The organism is Secundilactobacillus silagincola (assembly GCF_002583405.1).
Taxonomy (GTDB): Bacteria; Bacillota; Bacilli; order Lactobacillales; family Lactobacillaceae; genus Secundilactobacillus; species Secundilactobacillus silagincola.
Genome location: NZ_BCMJ01000005.1, coordinates 102849 through 122479, shown reverse-complemented (window position 1 = coordinate 122479; position 19631 = coordinate 102849). Strand labels below are relative to the sequence as shown.

The 19631-nt window shown below is 41.9% G+C and carries 21 protein-coding genes and 1 tRNA gene; 13 read left to right on the top strand and 9 right to left on the bottom strand.

Annotated features, from left to right (window positions below; translation table 11 throughout):
• The first annotated feature begins 106 nt into the window (after nucleotides 1–106).
• Complete coding sequence (gene obgE / locus CES82_RS07555; protein WP_098825039.1) at nucleotides 107–1411, top strand: GTPase ObgE; 1305 nt, start codon at nucleotides 107–109, stop codon at nucleotides 1409–1411.
• A 41-nt stretch (nucleotides 1412–1452) separates the two neighbouring features.
• Nucleotides 1453–3390, top strand: coding sequence for an acyltransferase family protein (locus CES82_RS07550; RefSeq protein WP_098825037.1), 1938 nt, complete (start codon nucleotides 1453–1455; stop codon nucleotides 3388–3390).
• Nucleotides 3391–3456: 66 nt separating this feature from the next.
• Here the strand turns inward: CES82_RS07550 and CES82_RS07545 are convergent, their stop codons facing one another.
• Complete coding sequence (locus CES82_RS07545; RefSeq protein WP_098825035.1) at nucleotides 3457–4185, bottom strand: hypothetical protein; 729 nt, start codon at nucleotides 4183–4185, stop codon at nucleotides 3457–3459.
• A gap of 15 nt (nucleotides 4186–4200) precedes the next feature.
• Nucleotides 4201–4467: a hypothetical protein gene (locus CES82_RS07540; protein ID WP_098825033.1), complete on the bottom strand. Its 267-nt coding sequence runs from the start codon at nucleotides 4465–4467 to the stop codon at nucleotides 4201–4203.
• Between the two features lie 233 nt (nucleotides 4468–4700).
• Here CES82_RS07540 and rnz point away from each other — a divergent pair, with 233 nt between their 5' ends.
• The 5 genes from rnz (at nucleotide 4701) to CES82_RS07515 (ending at nucleotide 9022) form a co-directional block, all read left to right on the top strand.
• Entirely contained in the window at nucleotides 4701–5639 is a 939-nt protein-coding gene (gene rnz / locus CES82_RS07535) for a ribonuclease Z (RefSeq protein ID WP_098825031.1), read from the top strand.
• Between the two features lie 11 nt (nucleotides 5640–5650).
• Nucleotides 5651–5995: a LapA family protein gene (locus CES82_RS07530; RefSeq protein ID WP_098825029.1), complete on the top strand. Its 345-nt coding sequence runs from the start codon at nucleotides 5651–5653 to the stop codon at nucleotides 5993–5995.
• The gene (gene recJ, locus CES82_RS07525; protein ID WP_098825213.1) at nucleotides 5988–8318 is read left to right on the top strand and encodes a single-stranded-DNA-specific exonuclease RecJ; all 2331 of its coding nucleotides are present in this window, start codon (nucleotides 5988–5990) and stop codon (nucleotides 8316–8318) included. Before CES82_RS07530 ends, recJ begins: the two co-directional genes overlap by 8 nt.
• 17 nt (nucleotides 8319–8335) lie before the next feature.
• Nucleotides 8336–8854, top strand: a complete 519-nt coding sequence (locus CES82_RS07520) for an adenine phosphoribosyltransferase (RefSeq protein ID WP_098825027.1) — start codon at nucleotides 8336–8338, stop codon at nucleotides 8852–8854.
• 80 nt (nucleotides 8855–8934) lie between these two features.
• A tRNA-Ser gene (locus CES82_RS07515) sits at nucleotides 8935–9022 on the top strand.
• Between the two features lie 522 nt (nucleotides 9023–9544).
• On the opposite strand, the gene CES82_RS07510 is transcribed toward CES82_RS07515, so the two are convergent.
• The 3 genes from CES82_RS07510 to CES82_RS07500 all read right to left on the bottom strand — a co-directional run bounded on the left by CES82_RS07510 (nucleotide 9545) and on the right by CES82_RS07500 (nucleotide 12273).
• On the bottom strand, nucleotides 9545–10162 hold the full coding sequence (locus tag CES82_RS07510) for a DUF3862 domain-containing protein (protein ID WP_098825025.1): 618 nt from the start codon (nucleotides 10160–10162) through the stop codon (nucleotides 9545–9547).
• 246 nt (nucleotides 10163–10408) lie between these two features.
• Entirely contained in the window at nucleotides 10409–10816 is a 408-nt protein-coding gene (locus tag CES82_RS07505) for a type II toxin-antitoxin system death-on-curing family toxin (RefSeq protein ID WP_098825023.1), read from the bottom strand.
• A gap of 722 nt (nucleotides 10817–11538) precedes the next feature.
• Complete coding sequence (locus tag CES82_RS07500) at nucleotides 11539–12273, bottom strand: SDR family oxidoreductase (protein WP_098825022.1); 735 nt, start codon at nucleotides 12271–12273, stop codon at nucleotides 11539–11541.
• 179 nt (nucleotides 12274–12452) lie between these two features.
• On the opposite strand from CES82_RS07500, the gene CES82_RS07495 reads away from it, so the two are divergent.
• Nucleotides 12453–13490 (top strand): zinc-binding dehydrogenase, encoded by a 1038-nt coding sequence (locus tag CES82_RS07495; protein WP_098825020.1) that lies wholly within the window; start codon nucleotides 12453–12455, stop codon nucleotides 13488–13490.
• Nucleotides 13491–13577: 87 nt separating this feature from the next.
• On the opposite strand, the gene CES82_RS07490 is transcribed toward CES82_RS07495, so the two are convergent.
• On the bottom strand, nucleotides 13578–14522 hold the full coding sequence (locus tag CES82_RS07490) for an aldo/keto reductase (RefSeq protein WP_098825018.1): 945 nt from the start codon (nucleotides 14520–14522) through the stop codon (nucleotides 13578–13580).
• Nucleotides 14523–14736: 214 nt separating this feature from the next.
• Between CES82_RS07490 and CES82_RS07485 the strand changes: the two genes are divergently transcribed.
• The 3 genes from CES82_RS07485 to CES82_RS07475 all read left to right on the top strand — a co-directional run bounded on the left by CES82_RS07485 (nucleotide 14737) and on the right by CES82_RS07475 (nucleotide 17004).
• Nucleotides 14737–15921 carry an MFS transporter gene (locus tag CES82_RS07485; RefSeq protein ID WP_098825016.1) on the top strand — a complete coding sequence of 395 codons (1185 nt, stop codon included), beginning with the start codon at nucleotides 14737–14739 and terminating at the stop codon, nucleotides 15919–15921.
• 126 nt (nucleotides 15922–16047) lie between these two features.
• On the top strand, nucleotides 16048–16614 hold the full coding sequence (locus tag CES82_RS07480; RefSeq protein WP_098825014.1) for a cadmium resistance transporter: 567 nt from the start codon (nucleotides 16048–16050) through the stop codon (nucleotides 16612–16614).
• 48 nt (nucleotides 16615–16662) lie between these two features.
• On the top strand, nucleotides 16663–17004 hold the full coding sequence (locus tag CES82_RS07475; protein ID WP_098825012.1) for an ArsR/SmtB family transcription factor: 342 nt from the start codon (nucleotides 16663–16665) through the stop codon (nucleotides 17002–17004).
• 231 nt (nucleotides 17005–17235) lie between these two features.
• On the opposite strand, the gene CES82_RS07470 is transcribed toward CES82_RS07475, so the two are convergent.
• Complete coding sequence (locus CES82_RS07470) at nucleotides 17236–17787, bottom strand: GNAT family N-acetyltransferase (RefSeq protein ID WP_098825010.1); 552 nt, start codon at nucleotides 17785–17787, stop codon at nucleotides 17236–17238.
• Between the two features lie 189 nt (nucleotides 17788–17976).
• Between CES82_RS07470 and CES82_RS07465 the strand changes: the two genes are divergently transcribed.
• Complete coding sequence (locus CES82_RS07465) at nucleotides 17977–18387, top strand: hypothetical protein (RefSeq protein ID WP_098825008.1); 411 nt, start codon at nucleotides 17977–17979, stop codon at nucleotides 18385–18387.
• A gap of 117 nt (nucleotides 18388–18504) precedes the next feature.
• Entirely contained in the window at nucleotides 18505–18948 is a 444-nt protein-coding gene (locus CES82_RS07460; protein ID WP_180245694.1) for a universal stress protein, read from the top strand.
• Between the two features lie 55 nt (nucleotides 18949–19003).
• On the opposite strand, the gene CES82_RS07455 is transcribed toward CES82_RS07460, so the two are convergent.
• Nucleotides 19004–19390, bottom strand: a complete 387-nt coding sequence (locus tag CES82_RS07455; RefSeq protein WP_098825005.1) for a DUF805 domain-containing protein — start codon at nucleotides 19388–19390, stop codon at nucleotides 19004–19006.
• 18 nt (nucleotides 19391–19408) lie between these two features.
• Nucleotides 19409–19570, bottom strand: a complete 162-nt coding sequence (locus CES82_RS07450; protein ID WP_098825003.1) for a 50S ribosomal protein L4 — start codon at nucleotides 19568–19570, stop codon at nucleotides 19409–19411.
• Between the last annotated feature and the right edge of the window lie 61 nt (nucleotides 19571–19631).

Below are 19631 nucleotides of genomic sequence, written 5' to 3'. Positions count from 1 at the left end.
ACGCAAACTTAAAAAAGTTCTAAAAAACGGTGGTAATTTAAGGTTATTCATTAGATAATAGCAAGGTTAGGAAAGTCCGAATGAATTGGAATAATGGAGAAATAATATGTTTGTAGATCACGTTACAATAAATGTTAAAGCCGGAAATGGCGGCAACGGTATGGTTGCTTTTCGGCGGGAAAAATATGAGCCCAACGGTGGACCAGCCGGTGGCGATGGTGGCCGAGGCGGTAGTGTTGTATTTAAAGTTAATACAGGGCTTCGTACTTTGATGGACTTTCGTTATAATCAAAAGTTTAAAGCAGATCATGGTCAAAATGGTGGTATTAAAGGTATGACGGGCCGTGGCGCTGATGATCGGGTGATTTTAGTGCCCCAAGGGACGACGGTCATCGATGATGAAACCAACATGGTGATTGCTGACTTGGTTAACGCAGATGACCAGGTTGTCATTGCCCAAGGAGGCCGTGGTGGGCGCGGTAACGTTCACTTTGCGACACCTAAGAATCCTGCACCTGAATTAGCTGAAAATGGCGCTCCTGGAGAAGAGCGTCGGGTTCGCTTAGAACTAAAATTATTAGCTGATGTGGGGCTGATTGGTTTTCCTTCTGTTGGGAAATCAACCTTATTAGCAGCTATTACCAGTGCAAAACCCAAAATCGGGGAATATCACTTTACGACGCTGACACCTAATCTAGGGATGGTCAAGTTGAGTGATGGTCGTGATTTTGCGGTTGCTGATTTACCGGGTTTGATTGAAGGCGCTGCTAGTGGTGTTGGTCTTGGAATTGAGTTCTTAAAACACATTGAACGGACCAGGGTCCTCCTTCACTTGATTGATGTGAGTGGATTTGAAGACCGAGATCCTTACGATGACTTTTTGAAGATCAACGCCGAACTACAGAAGTATGATCCAGATTTGTTAAAACGTCCGCAAATTGTTGTGGCTACGAAGATGGATTTGCCTGATTCAGCTGAGAATTTGGCAACTTTGAAAGCCAAATTGGCGGAGGATACAACCCTTGCAACACCGCCAGTCGTAATGGCAATCTCCAGTGTTACCCATGATGGGTTAACACCGCTGATTCAGAAAACCGTTGAGATTTTAGACCAGACACCTGCTTTCCCAGTAAAGGGTGTTGATGACCTCGAAAAGATGCTGATAACGGATGATGGGTCGGTTGAATCTGACGACTTTGAAATTAATCGTGACGAGGACGGTACATGGGTACTTACCGGTGCTAAATTAGAGCGATTGTTCCAGATGACCAATATGGACCATGAAGAAAGCACACTACGCTTTGCGCGTCAGTTGCGTGGCATGGGAGTCGATGATGCATTACGAGAAAAGGGTGCTCGTAACGGCGATTTAGTCCAAATCGATGACTTTACCTTTGAATTTGTGGAATAACATTTTGAAGTAATTCTAAGAGATGAAACGAGGGAGAATCGATGCAACACGCAGGGAGTAAGCGGCTTAAACATAGTCGCTATATTTCTGGGTTCGACGGAATCCGGACTATTGCGGTGATTGGTGTTATTGTGTATCACCTCTTACCTTATAGCTTGCAGGGAGGCTATTTAGGTGTTCCAATATTTTTTGTAGTTTCAGGTTATTTAATCACTGATTTATTGCTACAAGAATATGAGCAAAACGGTCGGATCGATGTCGTCAGTTTTTACGTCCGGCGAATGAAACGACTATATCCAGCATTAGTGACGATGGTTTTGACAACTGCAGCGTATATCACGCTGTTTCAGCGCTCGTTGTTCGTCAGTTTAAAGGCCATTATCAGTACTAACTTACTTTACGTGTATAACTGGTGGGAAATTGGCCATGGACAGTCATACTTTGACCGATTCAACGGAGAGTCACCGTTTACACACCTTTGGTCGCTCTCGATTGAAGGGCAGTTTTACGCATTTTGGCCACTGATTTTAGTAATTCTATTGTTTATGTTTAAAGACCGAAAGCCCATTTTCTATTCCGTTTTAGGCCTCTCAGTTCTGTCAGCAATCTGGATGGGGTATTTGTATACTGGTACGGCCATGACTAACCGGGTCTACTATGGTACCGATACCCGGATGTTTGCAATTCTACTTGGTGTTGCATTGGCTTTTGTTTGGCCTGCAACCAAGTTAAAGAGTGAGTTGAATAATCGCGCTAAGTGGTTACTGAACGGTGCTGGGCTTGTCAGTTTGGCAATCCTTCTTATCATGTTTTTTACCATGTCAGGACAGTCAAGTCTGACCTATCATGGTGGGATGTTCTTCTTTACGTTTTTGTCAACCATTTTGGTGGCAACCGTGGCTCATCCAGCCAGTTTTATGAATCAGTTGTTTACCAACCGGATCTTTGACTGGGTAGGCTCAAGAAGTTACGGGATTTACTTGTATCAATTTCCAATTATGATTTTTTACGAAGCCAAAGTGACTAATATTGCGGCTCATCCAGTGTTTAATGCGCTGATGGAAACCGTTTTGATTCTGATTGCTAGTGATCTATCATATCGTTATTTGGAACGTCCATTACGTCATTATGACTATGGCCAACTGCCAGGACTAATCAAGCAATTCTTCCGGAGCCCCAAGACATTTGGTTGGCAACGTTATGCGGTTATCCCAGCCATCTTAGTTACGGGCGTTGCATTGTTTGGTGCTGTTACAAGCCCCACACATTCAGAGGCCAATGATTCTGCACTTCAGACTAATATTAAGCATAATCAAAAACAGGCGGCTTCTTCCAACAAGGCGGCTTTAAAGAAGCAACGAGAAGCTGCTAAAAAAGCTGCCGCTGAAAAGAAGCATGAGGAAGCCTGGAAAAAGGTTAAGCTATCAGCTCATCAGCAGGAATTGGTTAAGACATATGGTCTGACTAAGCGTCAATACGTGCAGGCGAAGGATCTTTCGGTGACTGCAATCGGTGATTCTGTCATGGTGGATGTTTCTAAAGACGTTCGCCAAGTGATTCCTAACACCTACGTTTCAGCGGGTGTGGGTCGTCAAATTTGGCAAGCCCCAAAGCAAATTGAGTCGCTTAAGGCTCAGGGAGCCTTGGCTAACACTGTGGTCGTTAATTTAGGGACTAACAGTCCAATGACTAATAGTCAAATTGATCAGGTTATTCATATGATTGGACCTAATCGCCGCATCTATTGGGTTAACACTCACGTTCCTACTCGTAATTGGGAAACGTCTGTCAATACAACCATCGCCAATGCTGCTAAACGTTATCCTAACGTCACGCTAGTTGATTGGCATGGATTGAGTAAGAATCACAAGGATTGGTTCTACACGGACAACGTGCATCCTAATCCAACTGGGAACCGTAACTATACTCGGTTACTGGTTCAGCAATTGACTGATTCAGACTCATCTCAAAAGCAATAACAAAACACCGTGTGCAGACGTTTTCACGTCAACATACGGTGTTTTAGTTGTGTATATCATTAAAAATTATAGTTTCACGGTAATAACCGCTGGCGCTTTCGTTATAGGTTGGCCCGAATCGTTAAAACTACCTGAGAAATGAACGCTAAACTGATTAAGTTTAAAGTTAGTTGGCCCAACCAAAATCATTGCGGAAAAAGTCTGAGTATGATTTGATTTGATAGTTTGTCCGGCACTTGGATCACTAATACCATTAGCAGAAATTGTTCGAGAGGCATTTAAACTAATCTTTTGAATGCCATCGATTTTAACCGCGTGGCTGGTATTGTTTTTTACGGTAAACTTAATTTGCAGGGTTTGATAAGGATTAGGAATATTACCGATGTTGAAGGCTTGCTGAGCCATTTGTAGAGCTTGCTTGGTTTTGGCGTTATTATTAAATCGTTTAGCATCGGTAATCTGGTAGCTAAGTCCTTGCCGTGTAGCTCGTTGATTTAGGTGTTTGTTTTGGGACAAGATTAATTTTGTGCCGACTTTGTCATAAGCAAACTGACCTGGAAAAGAAAGCAGACCGGACTTTTGATAATGTCGGTTATTTTTTTCTGAATTCGGCACCTCATAGGGTTTCATGGTGGCCTGATCAGAGGCGGCCTTTTCCGGCTTTTTAACTTGCTGACTGGATGAGCTATCTGAATTCGAACGTGATGGCTGGTTTGATTTTGCTTGGTTACCACAGCCGGTTAGTATTAGGCCGGCGGTTAAGATGATAGTTAATATTAGACGTTTACTTAGCATATTGAAGATCCCCCATTATTTGAATAAAAGCCATTGTTTCGATTGACGAAAGCCATAAAGACGTTTGCCACTAGATTCAAAGACAATTAACTGTTGATTAAAACGGTTCGCATGTTGGCGAAATCGTTCGACTGTTAAAGGCGTCTGAGTGGCGGCGTGCAGCAGAAGACGACCTTCCGAAGCTGACATTCCCGAAATAGGCGCCATTGGGGTCGTATCAAAGGCCATTTTTAGATTTGGGTCTAATTGATGCACTAATGCGATAAGTTCTCCAAGACGCAAATTAAACACTTCCTTCATTACTAATTATACATTATCTGGGGTCATAATATCTGGGTAGTGTTTCTTTAGTTCCTGTGCGATCAAGTATCGGGTAAGTAAATAATTTAGACTAAATAATCACACAATCGGACGTTGAATCTGATACAATTGTAGGGTTAGGATTCACCTTAATTAGGACTACGTGACACCAGCAAAGATGTTCGGTGCGAGATAGATAGAAAAGGACGACAGATATGCAAATTGAATTTTTAGGTACCGGTGCTGGGTCTCCAGGAAAGTTTCGAAACGTTAGCAGTCTAGCATTACGGTTACTAGAAGAACGCAATTCCATCTGGCTGTTTGATGCCGGTGAAGGCACTCAGCAACAGATTTTGAGAACCACGATTAAACCACGAAAGATCGATAAAATATTTATTACCCATTTACATGGTGATCACATCTTTGGGTTACCAGGTTTACTCAGTAGCCGGTCATTTCAAGGCGGCAATGATAAGTTGACCATATATGGACCTAAAGGTATTCGTAACTTTGTTTTAACCAGTTTGAAGGTTTCTGAAACTAAGCTATCCTATTTCATTGAATTTGTGGAATTGTCGCATGGTGGTGAAATTTTTCATGATGATAAATTCACTGTGTACGCTGAGCATTTGGATCATAAAATTGAGACGTTTGGTTACCGGGTGGTCGAACGTGACCATCCTGGCGAACTTATGGTTGAACAACTTCAGGCAGATAAAGTACCATCTGGCCCAATTTACGGTCAGTTAAAAGCAGGGAAGACCGTCACCTTACCTGACGGTAGAGTGATTAATGGTCAAGATTACATTGGTCATGCTCAAAAGGGTCGGATAGTTGCAATTTTAGGAGATACACGCAAAACTGATAATAGTTATAAACTAGCCGAAAATGCGGATGTCTTGGTCCACGAAAGTACCTTTGCTAAGGACGAAGCTGCAATGGCACATAGTTATTATCATTCCACCAACGTACAGGCGGCCAATATTGCTAAAACCTCACACGTTGGTAAGCTGTTGTTGAATCATATTTCTGCTCGCTATAACGGTAAATTAGCTCACGACTTGGAAAAACAGGCTCAAGCAGTATTTAAGAATACAAAGGTTGTTAAGGATTTTGATTTAATTGATATCCCGTTTGATAAGGAACGGGAGTAGGGGGTATTTCAATGAAGCGGCAAGGAAAAGTAATCATTGCGATTTTAATTGTGATTCTGATTGCCATTTTTTCAGTCATGAATACTGAATCAATTCCAATTCATTTCGGCTTTACGACTGTTTCGTGGCCACTGGTACTGGTTTTGTTGGTAGCTATTTTTCTAGGTGCCATTTTAATGTTCCTTTTTGCAACAATTTCAAATTATCAGAACAAAAAGACCATCAGGCAGCAGGAGAGTCGTATTCAAGCTTTGAAAACCCGTTTAAACGAAACACCAGATCAGCATACACATACTGGTAATACTGACAGTCTTCAGTCAAATCAACCGGAAGTAAAGGATGATGATCATGATTGAACCACATTATGATTGGCAAATAAAAAACGTTGATCAGCCAAGTGATGAGGCCGCTCATTTAGCCGATTCGTTATCTATTAAACCAATGGTTGCCCAGATTCTGCTGAACCGTGGCTATGATACCAAGGAAAAAGCAGAGCAGTTTCTTCAACCTGATTTGTCTCAATTGCACGATCCCATGACGATGCATGATATGCAAAAGGGAATCGACCGCATTCAAGATGCAGTAGCGAATGGTGAACATATTACGATCTACGGTGATTATGATGCAGATGGTGTAACGAGCACTTCAATTCTGTACGAAACTTTGGATCAAGTTGGAGCTAACGTTGATTATTTTATTCCCAATCGTTTTGTCGATGGCTATGGTCCTAATGTGGCGGCTTTTGAGCGACTCATTGAAGGCGGTACGCAGTTGATTGTCACTGTGGATAACGGGGTATCGGGTAACGATGCTATTGCACGCGCTAATGAATTGGGTTGTGATGTGGTAGTAACGGATCATCATGAACTCCCCAGTAAATTACCTGACGCGTACGCCATCATTCATCCTCGTCACCCAGAAGGCCAATATCCCTTTGGTGGTTTATCTGGTGCTGGAGTGGCCTTTAAGGTTGCTACCGCTCTGTTAGATGAAGTTCCCCAAGAGATGCTTGATTTAGCTGCGATTGGGACAGTAGCCGATCTGGTGCCGCTAGTTGATGAAAATCGAGTGCTAGTGACTGCTGGTCTGCAGTTACTTTCACAAACCGATCGATTAGGACTAGTTGCACTGATTAAGCAAGCTGGTATTACACCCGATCAGATTGACGAACAGTCCATTGGTTTCGGTATTGCGCCACGGCTAAACGCGCTTGGACGTTTAGATGATGCAGCGCCTGCCGTTGAATTATTGACGACTTTGGATGAAGAGCGGGCTGAAAAATTAGCTGATTTAACGGAAAAACAAAATAAGTATCGACAAAAATTAGTCGCTGATATCAGCGAAGTTGCCTTGGCTCAAGCTCAAGACGTAGCTCATCGTGATCATCCAACCATGCTCATTACGGGTAAGGGGTGGCACGAAGGTGTATTGGGAATCGTGGCTAGTAAAGTGGTCGAAGCGACTGGAAAGCCAACGGTGGTTCTTGATGTCAATTCTGAAAATGGGACGGCTAAAGGCTCAGGACGTAGTGTTGCTGGGTTTAATTTATTCGATGCTTTTGATGGTCAGCGAGATCTTTTGATCAACTTCGGTGGTCACGCCGCTGCAGTGGGAATGACGGCAAAAGCTGATCAGTTAAGTCAATTGCAGGCGGGTTTCGACCAGGCTGCTGTCGATCAGCATTTAGCTGATCAGCCTAAAACACCGTTAACAGTGGCATCTGAAATGCAGGTTAGCGACGTATCTGAAGACTTATACAAGCAGCTACGCCAATTAGCGCCATTTGGGACTGATAATCCCGTTCCGTTGTTTGTCTTTAAACCCAGTGCTATTCAAAATGTGAAGGCCATTGGCGCGGAGGGTAAACATTTAAAATTTCAGTTAAGTGATCAAAATCACCAATTAAGCGCTATTGATTTTGGCGCTGGTGAGTTAGCACCCGTGCTCCAAAGCGCACCGGATCAAGTTCAAGTAGTGGGTCAGATTGATATCAATGTTTGGCAGGGACGTACCTCCATGCAAGTAATGGTGAAGGATATCGCAGTTGAAGGTTTGGTTATCAGTGATTTGCGGACGCAAAAATTGCGGTCAGAAATGTTTCAGGATGCCAATGCCACTTATGTTTTCTTTAATCAACGGCTTTATGAGAAACTGCAGTCACAGATACCAGCTACCGCTAATTCTTGGTTATTAGCAGACGCTAAACGGTTAGGTGAGATACATACCCCAACGATGTATTTAGTGGACTGTCCGGTACAAATTAGCGATTTGCAGGCGGCGTTGAAGGCAATTAAGGCTGATCAAATTGTCATTTATTTTTATTTAAAGGAAAGTCATTACCTTTTGGGGATGCCAGATCGCGCACAATATGCTAAACTGTTTAGGTTCGTTCAAACGCATCATGATGTGGATGTCGCACATCGATTAAATGAGCTGGCGAAGTATTTACAAATCGTTCCAACTCAGTTAGTCTTGATGTTGCAGATTTTTCGTGAACTGGACTTCGTGACGATTACCAATGGTCAATTGAATGAAGTTAAACAGCCAGCTCATCGTCAGATTACTGACGCACCAAGTTACCAAAAACGACAGCAGCAGATTGAAACCGAAAAACAACTATTGTATAGCGAAACGGCTGACGTCAAGACTTTGTTGACCTCGCTAATTGCACAAGATTAAAGGAGTTGCTATTTAAAATGACGATTGATTTAAAGAAGTACGTTGCTACGGTGCCGAACTATCCCGAGCCCGGCGTCATGTTTCGTGACATTTCACCACTGATGTCAGATGGTAAAGCTTATCGCTACGCCACTGACCAGTTGGTTGACTATGCTCGCAGTAAGAACGTTGACATGGTTGTTGGACCTGAAGCACGTGGCTTTATTGTCGGGTGTCCAGTTGCCTATGAATTAGGCATTGGGTTTGCACCAGCCCGTAAGGAGGGTAAGTTGCCTCGAGAAACAGTTAAGGCAACGTATGACCTTGAATACGGCAAGTCTGCCCTCTATTTGCACAAAGATGCTATCAAGCCAGGGCAGCGAGTTTTGGTTACTGATGATCTGTTAGCAACTGGCGGTACTATTGGTGCTACCATCGATCTTGTTGAAGATTTAGGTGGTATCGTAGTAGGAACTGCTTTCATTATTGAATTAAAGGACCTTCATGGCCGTGATAAGATTAAAGGCTATGATATCTTTAGCTTGATGGAATATTAAAAATCGCGTTATCACGCTAAATAATGACATCCTGTGGTTGAAAGTTTCCACAGGTTTGTTATAATTGTTTAGTGTGTTATGGAGAGTTGGCAGAGTGGTAATGCACCGGACTCGAAATCCGGCGAACCGGCTTATACCGGCGCGCAGGTTCAAATCCTGTACTCTCCTATAATTTAATACCTGTTTCATTTCCGAACCTCGTTAATCGTTGAATTGACGGGGTTTTTCTTTTTTTAAAATGATTATAAACGATTAAAAATGATACTTTGGTGCACATTTTGGTGCGCAAATTGTAAAAATGGCCTGAATTTGTTCATTTTACTACCCAAAAATGCGCGCTGTTTTGTGCGTCAATAGCTTCAAATCACTTGGTATCAAAGGGATACGGCGTGGTGCACATGTGCACTAATTGAGTTCTTCCATCACCTTACCATTTGACATCTGAGTAGCATCAATCGCTAAGTTCATGTTTAAGTCTAAAAAAGAAGGATGAGACATAAGTCGATATTGGTAAGTGTACTTGGGTCCGACACGTCAATATAGTCTAATAACACTCCAAAAATCAGATTCCGACCATTTAACGCAAATCATGCCCATCCCGACAAAATTCGCCGAGATAGGCATAATTTACGTTAAATTCTGAAATCTACCGAATTTTGTCACATACTACAATTTATCGCAACACACCACTTAATTTAGCGAATTTGTAGTTTTACTCATCAGTTTGTTGTTTGTGAAAGTGAACGAAAGCGACTTACTTCCACTGGTATCCAGGTAAGTTAATGTTTGGGCACTAGTGGTACCAGTGCCACCAACAATTGATTCAGACTGTGGTGTACCAAATTGCTTTTTAACCGTTGTAAAACTGGCGCCTGTTTGAATGGTCTTATAATCATTATCAGTAATCTTAGTGGACTTACTGAGGGCTGCATATCCTTTACCCACTGTCTTACCGTTTAGAAATTCGGCGGTAATAGTAGCACCAGATAGTGAGGAACCAACATTGGACCAGGTGTAGCTCGTGGCCTTCATGTTAGCATCAGGTACCGCTGTTTTCGTTTCACTCATTGGCTCACCATACATGTTTTTAACGGTAGTTTCAGTAGAGCCACCAGATCCCGTCAACGGGTCACCCACTCTGATTGAGTTATACTTGATCATTGTAATGGCATTCTTTGGCTCTGATTTCTTAACTGAATTTTTGGTATCTTTTGACGATGAAGATGAATCGGATGAACTTGAATTTCCACAAGCAGTCAGTGTAAGTGCTACTAGAAAAGTGGTGCCGATAGTGATAACTTTTTTCATGATATTTTCCTCCAAAAGGGTATGTCAGCTTCTTACGTCGTTAGTGATTGGACGATATGTTTAAACTACGAATTTAATTAAATTAAAGTTCCGACTAAGTCAAATAGATGGATGTAAGATTCCCAAAGTATTCTCTTACAGCTAAATAATCGGGTACCTTACATGCCCTTATCAGCTAATATCAAAAAAGCTGACATTAGTTATTCACCAATGTCAGCTTTTTATTAGAATAGTACTTATTAAATTCTATGATTCGATGCGCTTACTGTACAACTTGAAAATCGGGGCCACATTAATCATTCGGTCTTTCTTATCTGGTGCAAACATCTCATCCCACATGAAATCTTTAGCATCGCTACCTGAAAGCTCAAATTTGATGTGATTCAGCCTCAAAAAAATCACGGTACTGAGGTAGGCGGTTCTTTTATTTCCTTCGTTAAAGACGAGATTTTTAGTCAGCTTTTGTAAAAGGCATGCCGCTTTGAGCCAAATCGTCGGATAGGTTTCATGGCCGTATGCCACCATTTGCGGTTGTTCAATGATCGACTTTAGACCATCAGGATCGACAACTTCTGCAGAGCCTTCATCAGCCTGTTTAATAATATATTGGTTAATGGCAATGACTTCATCTTCAGTTAAATATCTTACTGTCATAGGCTTTTCATCAAGTCCATTGCGTCCTTGTTCTCCTCATATACTTGATCGAGTAGTTCTTTAAATTCTTTGCTAACCTTATTAGGATTGTTTTCTGCCATTTAGACCTCTCCTTTATTTAGCTGATTATTTATGTCTGTATAGCGAACATCAGCTTTAATTTCACCATATTACCAATATAACAACAAAGCAATTTATAACCGCAAAGTAAGCGTCTTCATTGCTGTTAAATTAACTTCTATCGTATAACTAATTACGATAATTTTCAACACGTAGCGTTTCAGTTATAAGGGGGTATTAGTTTAACAGAACCTCCATCAAGAGATTGGGAACTTCATTATTTACAAATTTATAATATATTTTATTTTATATATAAACGAAAAGAACACTTTAAACTAGAATATTATTATCACAAACTCAGACAATTTTTATAAGAAATAGCGATTTCAACTCAGAGAAAAATTGTACTAAAAATCACAATAAAGACAGTTACCACAATTAGTTTTAGAATAATCTTTCCAATTTTTAAACAAATTTACAAAAAAGTATTGTATTTATCGTTTTTTTTTAGTACACTCAGCATTGTACTTTCTTTCGAAATACAATTCTCAACTACAACTACAGATGTCGGTCCACTACACCCGGCATCACAAAAAGAGCGATAAGCAACTCTACCATAACGGAGGGCTTATCGCTCTTTATCTGTTCATCGGTGTTTATTATTAGATGGTTTGTGAGGATGGTCGCATTAACACTTCGTTAATCGCGACATCTGCTGGTTGGTCAATAGCATAGGCCACAGCATTAGCAACATCTGTGGCGTTTAAGCCGTTTTCTTTTTCCTGTTTTTCAGTTTGAGCACGTTGCTTAGGATCACTGATCGTACTGAAGAGCTCCGTGTTTACGGCACCAGGTGAAATCATAGTTGTCTTAATATGGTTCGCAACCTGTTCTTGGCGAAGGCCATCCATGATTGCCTGGATTGCGTATTTAGTACCAGCGTATACGGCTGTTCCAGGGTGAACAACATGACCTGCAACGGAGTCGGTGGTGATAATTTGACCACCTTGTTGACGGATCATAATAGGCAGTACAGCGGCGATGCCGTATAAGACACCCTTGATATTGACATCGATCATTCGGTCCCACTCGTCAACTTTTAGTTCAGCCATTTTAGAAATTGGCATTAGTCCTGCATTATTATAGAGCACATCGACGCGTTGAAAATGGTCAATGGCTAATTTTACTAAACTAGCGACACTATCACGGTCAGTGACATCGGTTTGCTGATACAGTACAGTGTTTGCGGGGAATTCATCTGCGACGGCTTTCAATCGGTCCGCACGTCGAGCACCAATGACGACTTTAGCCCCAGACTGAGCTAATTTTTCTGCTGTAGCACGGCCAATGCCACTGGAAGCACCGGTGATGACAACGACTTTATCTTTAATTGTCAAAATACCAACTCCTTATCATTTGATGAGTTTATTTTAGCATGGTTTGATGTAAAAGTTTTCATGGAAGTGTTGTTTGTGAACTATTGCCTTCCACTGGACTCTAACTGATATAATAAAACTGAATTGCTGATGAACTGATATATTTAGTTCAATCTGTATTTTGAAAGGGGATATTTAGCATGAAAACAGCTGTTTTTGAAAAAGCGGGTAAGGTTGGCATCGAAAACGTAGACAAACCAACTATTCAAGCAAATGATGACGCGATTATCAAAGTGGTTAGAACTTGTGTCTGCGGTTCTGATTTATGGGCATACCGAGGATTAGAGGAAAAAGCGGAGCATTCTGAGAATTCAGGCCATGAAGCCATTGGTATTGTAGATTCAGTTGGTAGTGAAATTACTACGGTTAAGCCAGGGGACTTTGTCATTGCACCGTTTACTCACGGATGCGGACACTGTGCAGCTTGTCTAGCTGGTTTTGATGGTGATTGTCAGAGTCATGATGATAATTTTAGTAACGGTGTTCAATCAGAATACGTCCGGTTCCAACATGCTGACTGGGCCTTGATCAAAGTTCCGGGTCAACCAGCTGATTACAGTGATGAAATGTTGAACTCACTGTTGAGCCTTGCTGATGTTATGGCAACCGGTTATCACGCGGCACGAGTGGCTAACGTCAAAACGGGTGATACGGTCGTTGTTGTTGGTGATGGTGCCGTTGGTTTATGCGGTGTGATTGCGGCTAAATTGCGTGGCGCTAAGCGAATTATTGCCATGAGCCGACACGAGGATCGTCAAAAGTTAGCTATCGAATTTGGTGCAACGGATATTATTGCTGAACGTGGCGATGAAGCTGTTGAAAAGGTGATGGCATTGACAAATAACGCTGGTGCAGATGCCGTTTTGGAATGTGTCGGTACGGAACAGTCAAACGACACGGCCATGAAAGCAGGCCGTCCGGGTGCCATCGTTGGTCGTGTGGGCTTACCACATGAGCCAAAAATGGATATGTCTAGTTCTTTCTATAAGAACACGATCATTGCCGGTGGTCCAGCTTCAGTAACCACTTATGATAAGCAAATCTTATTAAAGGCCGTTTTGGATGGCGACATTCACCCAGGTAAAGTCTTTACGAAATCGTTCAAACTGGATGACATTGATAATGCATATCAAGCAATGGCAAAACGTGAAGCTATCAAGTCATTGGTAATTGTTTAACTCAAAGTAAGTTAAAGTCATATATTAAAGGGTCGGCAAACATCTCAGCAGAGGTGTTTGCCGACCCTTATTTTAATGATTACTATGTTACTCGTTCATACTGTGTTCCCAACTGCCCTGAGTGTTAACGTGTGCTTGATCAGCTAACGTTTCCAATGTCTTCATTTCATCGGAGGTCAAGTTGAGCGAAATTGCGCGTTTAGTATCCGCAATATAGTGTTGTTTAGTGACACCAATGATTGGAGTCGTACCTTTTTGAATGACCCAAGCCGTTGCAATATCAGCAACTGCAACGTGATATTTACCAGCGAGTTCAATCATTTTTGCTAATAACGCGTTCAGTTTTGGCAACATCGGGTTGTAGGTCCGTGCCCGGTTACTGTCACCTTCAAATGGATGTGCAGCGTCATGCTTACCGGTGAGGACACCTTGTTCCAATACCATGTAAGAGAAGAAGGTGATGCCGTTTTGGTGGCAGTAGTCCAAGATACCGTCATCTTCAGATTGACGGTGGAGTAAGCTGTAATGGTTTTGAACGGCTTCAAGCTCAACACCACCAGCGTTTAAGATTTCTCTAGCTCGTTTGATTTGTTTGAGGTTATGGTTGGAAACCCCAACGTGTTTGATGAGGCCTTGTTTAACCAACGGAATGATCATTGGCGTCCATTTTTCAACACCTTCTGCGTTATGGATCCAGTAGAGGTCAACGTAATCCGTGTGCAGCCGTTTTAAACTTTCGGCCAGCATGTCGGCCACTGGATTCTCCCCTGAGCCTGCAAACCTTGGTGTGAACTTTGTGGAGAGAAAGTAGTCATCACGATTATAAGCCTTCAAACTGTTACCTAATATCGTTTCTGAAGAGCCCTGACCGTATGCTGCGGCTGTATCCCAAAGATTTAAACCATTTGCCATGGCTGAATCAACTACGGCTTGTAAATCAGTTTGAGTTAAGTGATTGCCAAAGACTTGATCACCGCCGTTTATACCTGATCCCCAAGACCAGGTTCCAATTGCAACTTTTGCATCGAACATAATAACCCCTCTTTTAAACAAAATTTTAATCCAATCCTAATTATGATTAAACCAGTGAGTAAATACAAATGATTTGTCTGGTTAAATCATTGAAGACTGATTTGGGGTTGTCATTCATGTCATTGACAGGTAATTGAGCTATACTGCCATTGATTAAACGTGCATGAAGCGGGTGTTAACGGGTTAGGGGAGGCAACCATGAGGAGGATTGAAGATGAGCAAAAATCGACTGGTAGCACTAGTCTTTGTTTTAGTAACCTTTCTTCTGGGATGTAACGAATTTATGGTGGTGGGGATTCTTTCCGAAATTGCCCGTCATTTGAACGTTTCCTTGACACAAGTTGGGTATCTTGTGACGGTGTTTGCTGTTGTGTATGCAATCTGTACACCGATAATCACCATTTTTACCAGTAAATACAATCGATATCAAATGCTACTGGTACTGATGGGGGTATTTTTGGTTGGCAATACCATGAGCGCTATGGCTCCAAATTATGGTTGGATGTTGTTTTCACGGATAATTGCCGCCAGTGTAGCTGGAGCGATTATCTCGCTGCTAATGACGTTTACAGCCGTCATTGCACCTAAAAGTAAACGAGCCAGTTTGGTTGCCTGGGTCTTTGCCGGTTATAGTATTGCTTCTGTTTTCGGTGTTCCAATTGGGACGATGCTCAGCGTTCAATACAGTTGGCGTGATGCTTTTCTACTGGTGTCATTACTGACGGTAACGGCTTATGGTTTCCTGGTTTGGTTGCTGCCCAAGCACGTTGAGCAAATTGCTGGTACGTTTGGAGATCAAATGAAACTATTGCGAGATCACCGGATTCAAATTGGCATTTTGTTGGCATTATTTACAGCAGCCACAATGTACGGCTATTATACGTATATTCGGCCTTTACTGACCAGTGGACTCGGTTTCAGCCGGAGTAATCTAAACGTGCTGTTATTTATGATTGGCTTGATGAGTATTGCTTCTAATCGCTGGTCAGGGCACCTAGCGAAGCACGGAGGGTTAAACCGGTTGCCCAAATATTATGTGGCTGATCTAATCATTTTGATGCTGCTGCCAGAAGCACTAAATAATGAAGCGGTAGGTTTCGGTGCGCTTTTGATCCTGACCATGATTGTGACCTTATTAAGCGCGCCACTGCAGGTTTATTTTTTAGATATCGCAGAACAAGATTATCCCCAAGCCCTAGTGTTGGCATCGTCGCTGAGCTCGATTTTTTTTAATTTTGGCATTACCCTAGGGTCGGCAACCGCATCGGTGATGTTTGATGTGATTGGGTTAAGGGATATTAGCTTTGGCTCGGCCGTTTATTCCGTAATTTCATTATCTCTGATTATTGGATTAAACCGGTTGATCAAGCAGCAATCCAGTATTGTCAAAACCAAGTAATTTCAGTTGTTCAAGGCGTTCTGAGTTTCAAAACATAGGCTAAAAGCGTTTTATTAGCTAGAGGTCTTTTATATATGCCATATGTGACATATAATATATTTACGAACAGAAAAGAGGATTTGAGTTTTGAACTACTGGCTATTAACGTTAACTTTTTTGAGTGTGAACCTGGATTTTTTCTTCATGCTGATTTTCCTATTAAACAAGTATCAGATGTCAAAGGTCATGATAGGGTATTTACTGGGTAATCTGACCCTACTGATTTTAAGCTATGCGGTCGGAAAAGCGTTACTGGTTTTTCTGCCTGAATGGCTGTTAGGTATTTTGGGTATCCTGCCGATTTACCTTGCTTTTCATGATGACGATGATTCAGCTGATGACAAACACCATCACTCGCAGATTGTCAGTGTCATGCTGACGTATTTATCCGTGTGTGCGGGGTGTAATTTGTCCATTTTTCTGCCGGTATTAGTGGGTGAGGATTTGTTGCATTTCCTGATGACCCTCGTTTTTATTGGGACGTTGACGCTGCTAGTCGTGCTTGTGATCAAGGTGATTGCGAACGTTTCGGCCGTTACCGGTGTGATGGAGAAGTACGGCGAAAAGTTAATGAAGACCTGCTACGTTTTAATCGGGCTTTGGGTGTTTTGGGATAGCGGCTTAATTAGTCACGTGATAGCTTTCTTTCACTAAATGTTCCATAATGTAGATATCGAATTTGGTATAAGGGGGGGATCATGCATGAAGGTCAGTAATGCGCTCTTGGAAGAAGCCGTGAAGATCTACAAGGTATTGAGTAACACGAACCGGATCAAAATTCTGTATTTTCTTGAGAATAATGAGGCGGATGTCTCAACGATCGTGGAGAACGTCGATCTTCCGCAGCCGATGGTTTCTCACCAACTGGCGATTTTGTATCGCTATCAGTTAGTCACTCGTGATAAAAAGGGGACGCACGTATACTACTGTCTCGATGATCCGCATATTCTGGAAATGGTAGATGCCATGTTAGGTCACGTTTCACACGAAATAAAGGGTGAGCCGCATCCTTACAAGGATTCAGAACAACGGCTGAGTAAATAAAAGAGGTTGTGTTATAAGTCTATATTGGTAAGTATCTCAATTAATTTTTAGCCAGAATTAGTGTTTACTGTACTTTGGAGCTATACGGAAATATAGCCTAATTACGCAACAAAACTCAGATTCCGGTCATTTAACGCAAATAATGCCTATTCCGCAAAAGACGCGGAATAGGCATTATTTGCGTTAAATTCTGGAATCTACCGAGTTTTGTCACAGCTTCTTTTAGATGAATTAGCTTGCTTGATGTTTTGCCGCGTTGTCTTCGTGAGGCAGCATCTCGTAAACAAAGCTGAGATCGGTTGGGTGATAAACACCGTAGATCTCGCCAACTTTTGTGAAGCCCATCTTATCGATCAAGTGCTGCATTGGTTTGTTGTCAGCGTGGGTATCGATACGGATACTCGTAATCTCAGGATGATCTGAAATCACGTGACTGATAACGGCTTCGAATAAGCGGGTGGCATAGCCATGACCGGCGTGTTGCGAATGAATCGCTACCCGGTGAAGAACGATGTAATCGTTCGAGTTGTTCAGCCAAGTACCCTTCATGGTGTCATACGAAGGATCTGGTGCGGTAACGATAGCAATCGCACCAACGGTTTCGCTGTCATCTGACTGTGCCAGGTAAGCAAAACCGTTGTTAATATCATAGGTGATCTGATCACGAGAAGGATAATCACCTTGCCATTGATCAACACCACTTTCTGCTAATTGGTTACTGCCATCTTTTAAAATAGCGATGATCGTATCAAGATCTGCTAACGTTGCTTTTTTTAATTTCATCAATATCAACTCCTTACTTAAAATCACTTTTACAAGATTACGCTAAGTTACAGCTAATTACCAGCAAAAGATTTCAATTAATTCAATTTTTGAAATGATTCGTCACAGAAATGTGACGTTCTCGTTATTGTGTATTAATCAGGGTTCGTTATCCTTATACCAATGAGATTAGAAATGAAGGAGGCCAACATGAAGAAACCATTTAAACTATTGATTGCAGCGGTATTTTTAATTTGTGGTGCCGCAGGACTAATGTTTACGCAAAGTCAGCCAACGGCAGCATCAAGCCGGAAAACCTCAGCATTACAGCAAACTAGTCAAGCATCAATTTCAACCAGAAGGGTCATTTTAACACCGGCCCATCAATTACACCTTGTGATTACCGCCTATGATCAAAATCAAGCTATTAGCCACCATACTTATACGTACCGGCTTTATCGAAATGGTAAAAGTGTCGACACCGTTTCATTTTCTAGCGGGCATACGACAAGGGCTGTTAAAGCTAAACCTGGTTACTATTCTTTACGGGTTTATGATGGGCAACAGCGCGTTAACTTTTCTGGGGGTCTCTCAACTTCAGATCAGCCGCACTTTGTTTAGTGTTAGCCACCTAGGGGCATATAAATTGATTTCGTTAGAATTATCATTCATACTAAATATAGTTGAAAGTCGGGTTGCCACGCGGGCTTAAATGGGCTCGCAGAAGGAGTGATGACGATGTTTTCACACATTCTAGTACCCCTCGATGGTAGTGATAATTCGAAGTCGGCATTGAAGGTTGCCATTAGGATCAGCCGTTATTTTGGTTCTTCAATCACTTTGCTGGCTGTTATTGATCAGACGCGAATGACACTAGCGGCTGGGAACATTCCAATGGATATTCAAAGCGAGTTAAGACGGCACGCTACAGCGGTTACGGATGAAGGTAAAAAGATCGCCGAAGAGGCAGGCATAAATGTCAAAACGATTGTTAAGAACGGCTCACCGAAGACAGTGATTGTGGAAACTGCCAACCAAGAGGACTTTGACTTGGTGGTGATCGGCAAATCAGGTGTAGATGCCATCAACCGGTTGTTGATCGGCTCGACAACGGCGTATGTTGTTCGGCGAGCGAATGTTCAAGTGTTAGTTGTTAACGCAGAAGATGAGCAAACAAAATAATTCATTAAAAAATATCAGCACTTTCTCCTTGGTTTAGAGAAAACGCTGATATTTTTCACTGTACCTGTGACTGGTTTAGCGGCCAACGCTGGTTTTCAACGGTTGGCATCAATAACAAGATGAACAACCAAATGACACCTAGTACTGGAATGATTGAAATCAATAACCACCAATTACTGTGATTTCCATCATGTAAACGACGGGCTCGAATGGTGAAGTTAGCGATCCAGACCAATATGAGAATCAGACCAAAAACGATTGAATTCAAATTAGCGGCTATTTCATAGTGACCACTGACTAGGTATTGGGATTGATGGGTCAGAACCGCATAAAGCCAGACGACAACAGCATTAATAATGTATGCCGTCCAGTATTGTTTACGCGTTGCGGTGGCATTGAAAACAGTGAGCTTTGACCAGTAGTCAAGGTAGTCTTGTATCATGATGTTGCTCCTTAAGGATTATTTAACGATAAAATTAGATTTAAATAGGTAGCCACAAGAAGGACAATGATTCATCCCGTAATAAATGGTCATTTCGCGATGACATTGCGGGCAATTACCAGGCATGCCACGGCGAATTTTTTTGAAGGTAGTCGTCTTTTTTTCAGGTTTATCGGTCATTGGTGTCACTCCCTTTACCTGTTTAGTATAGCATTATCAAAGTAAAATAACTTTAATGATG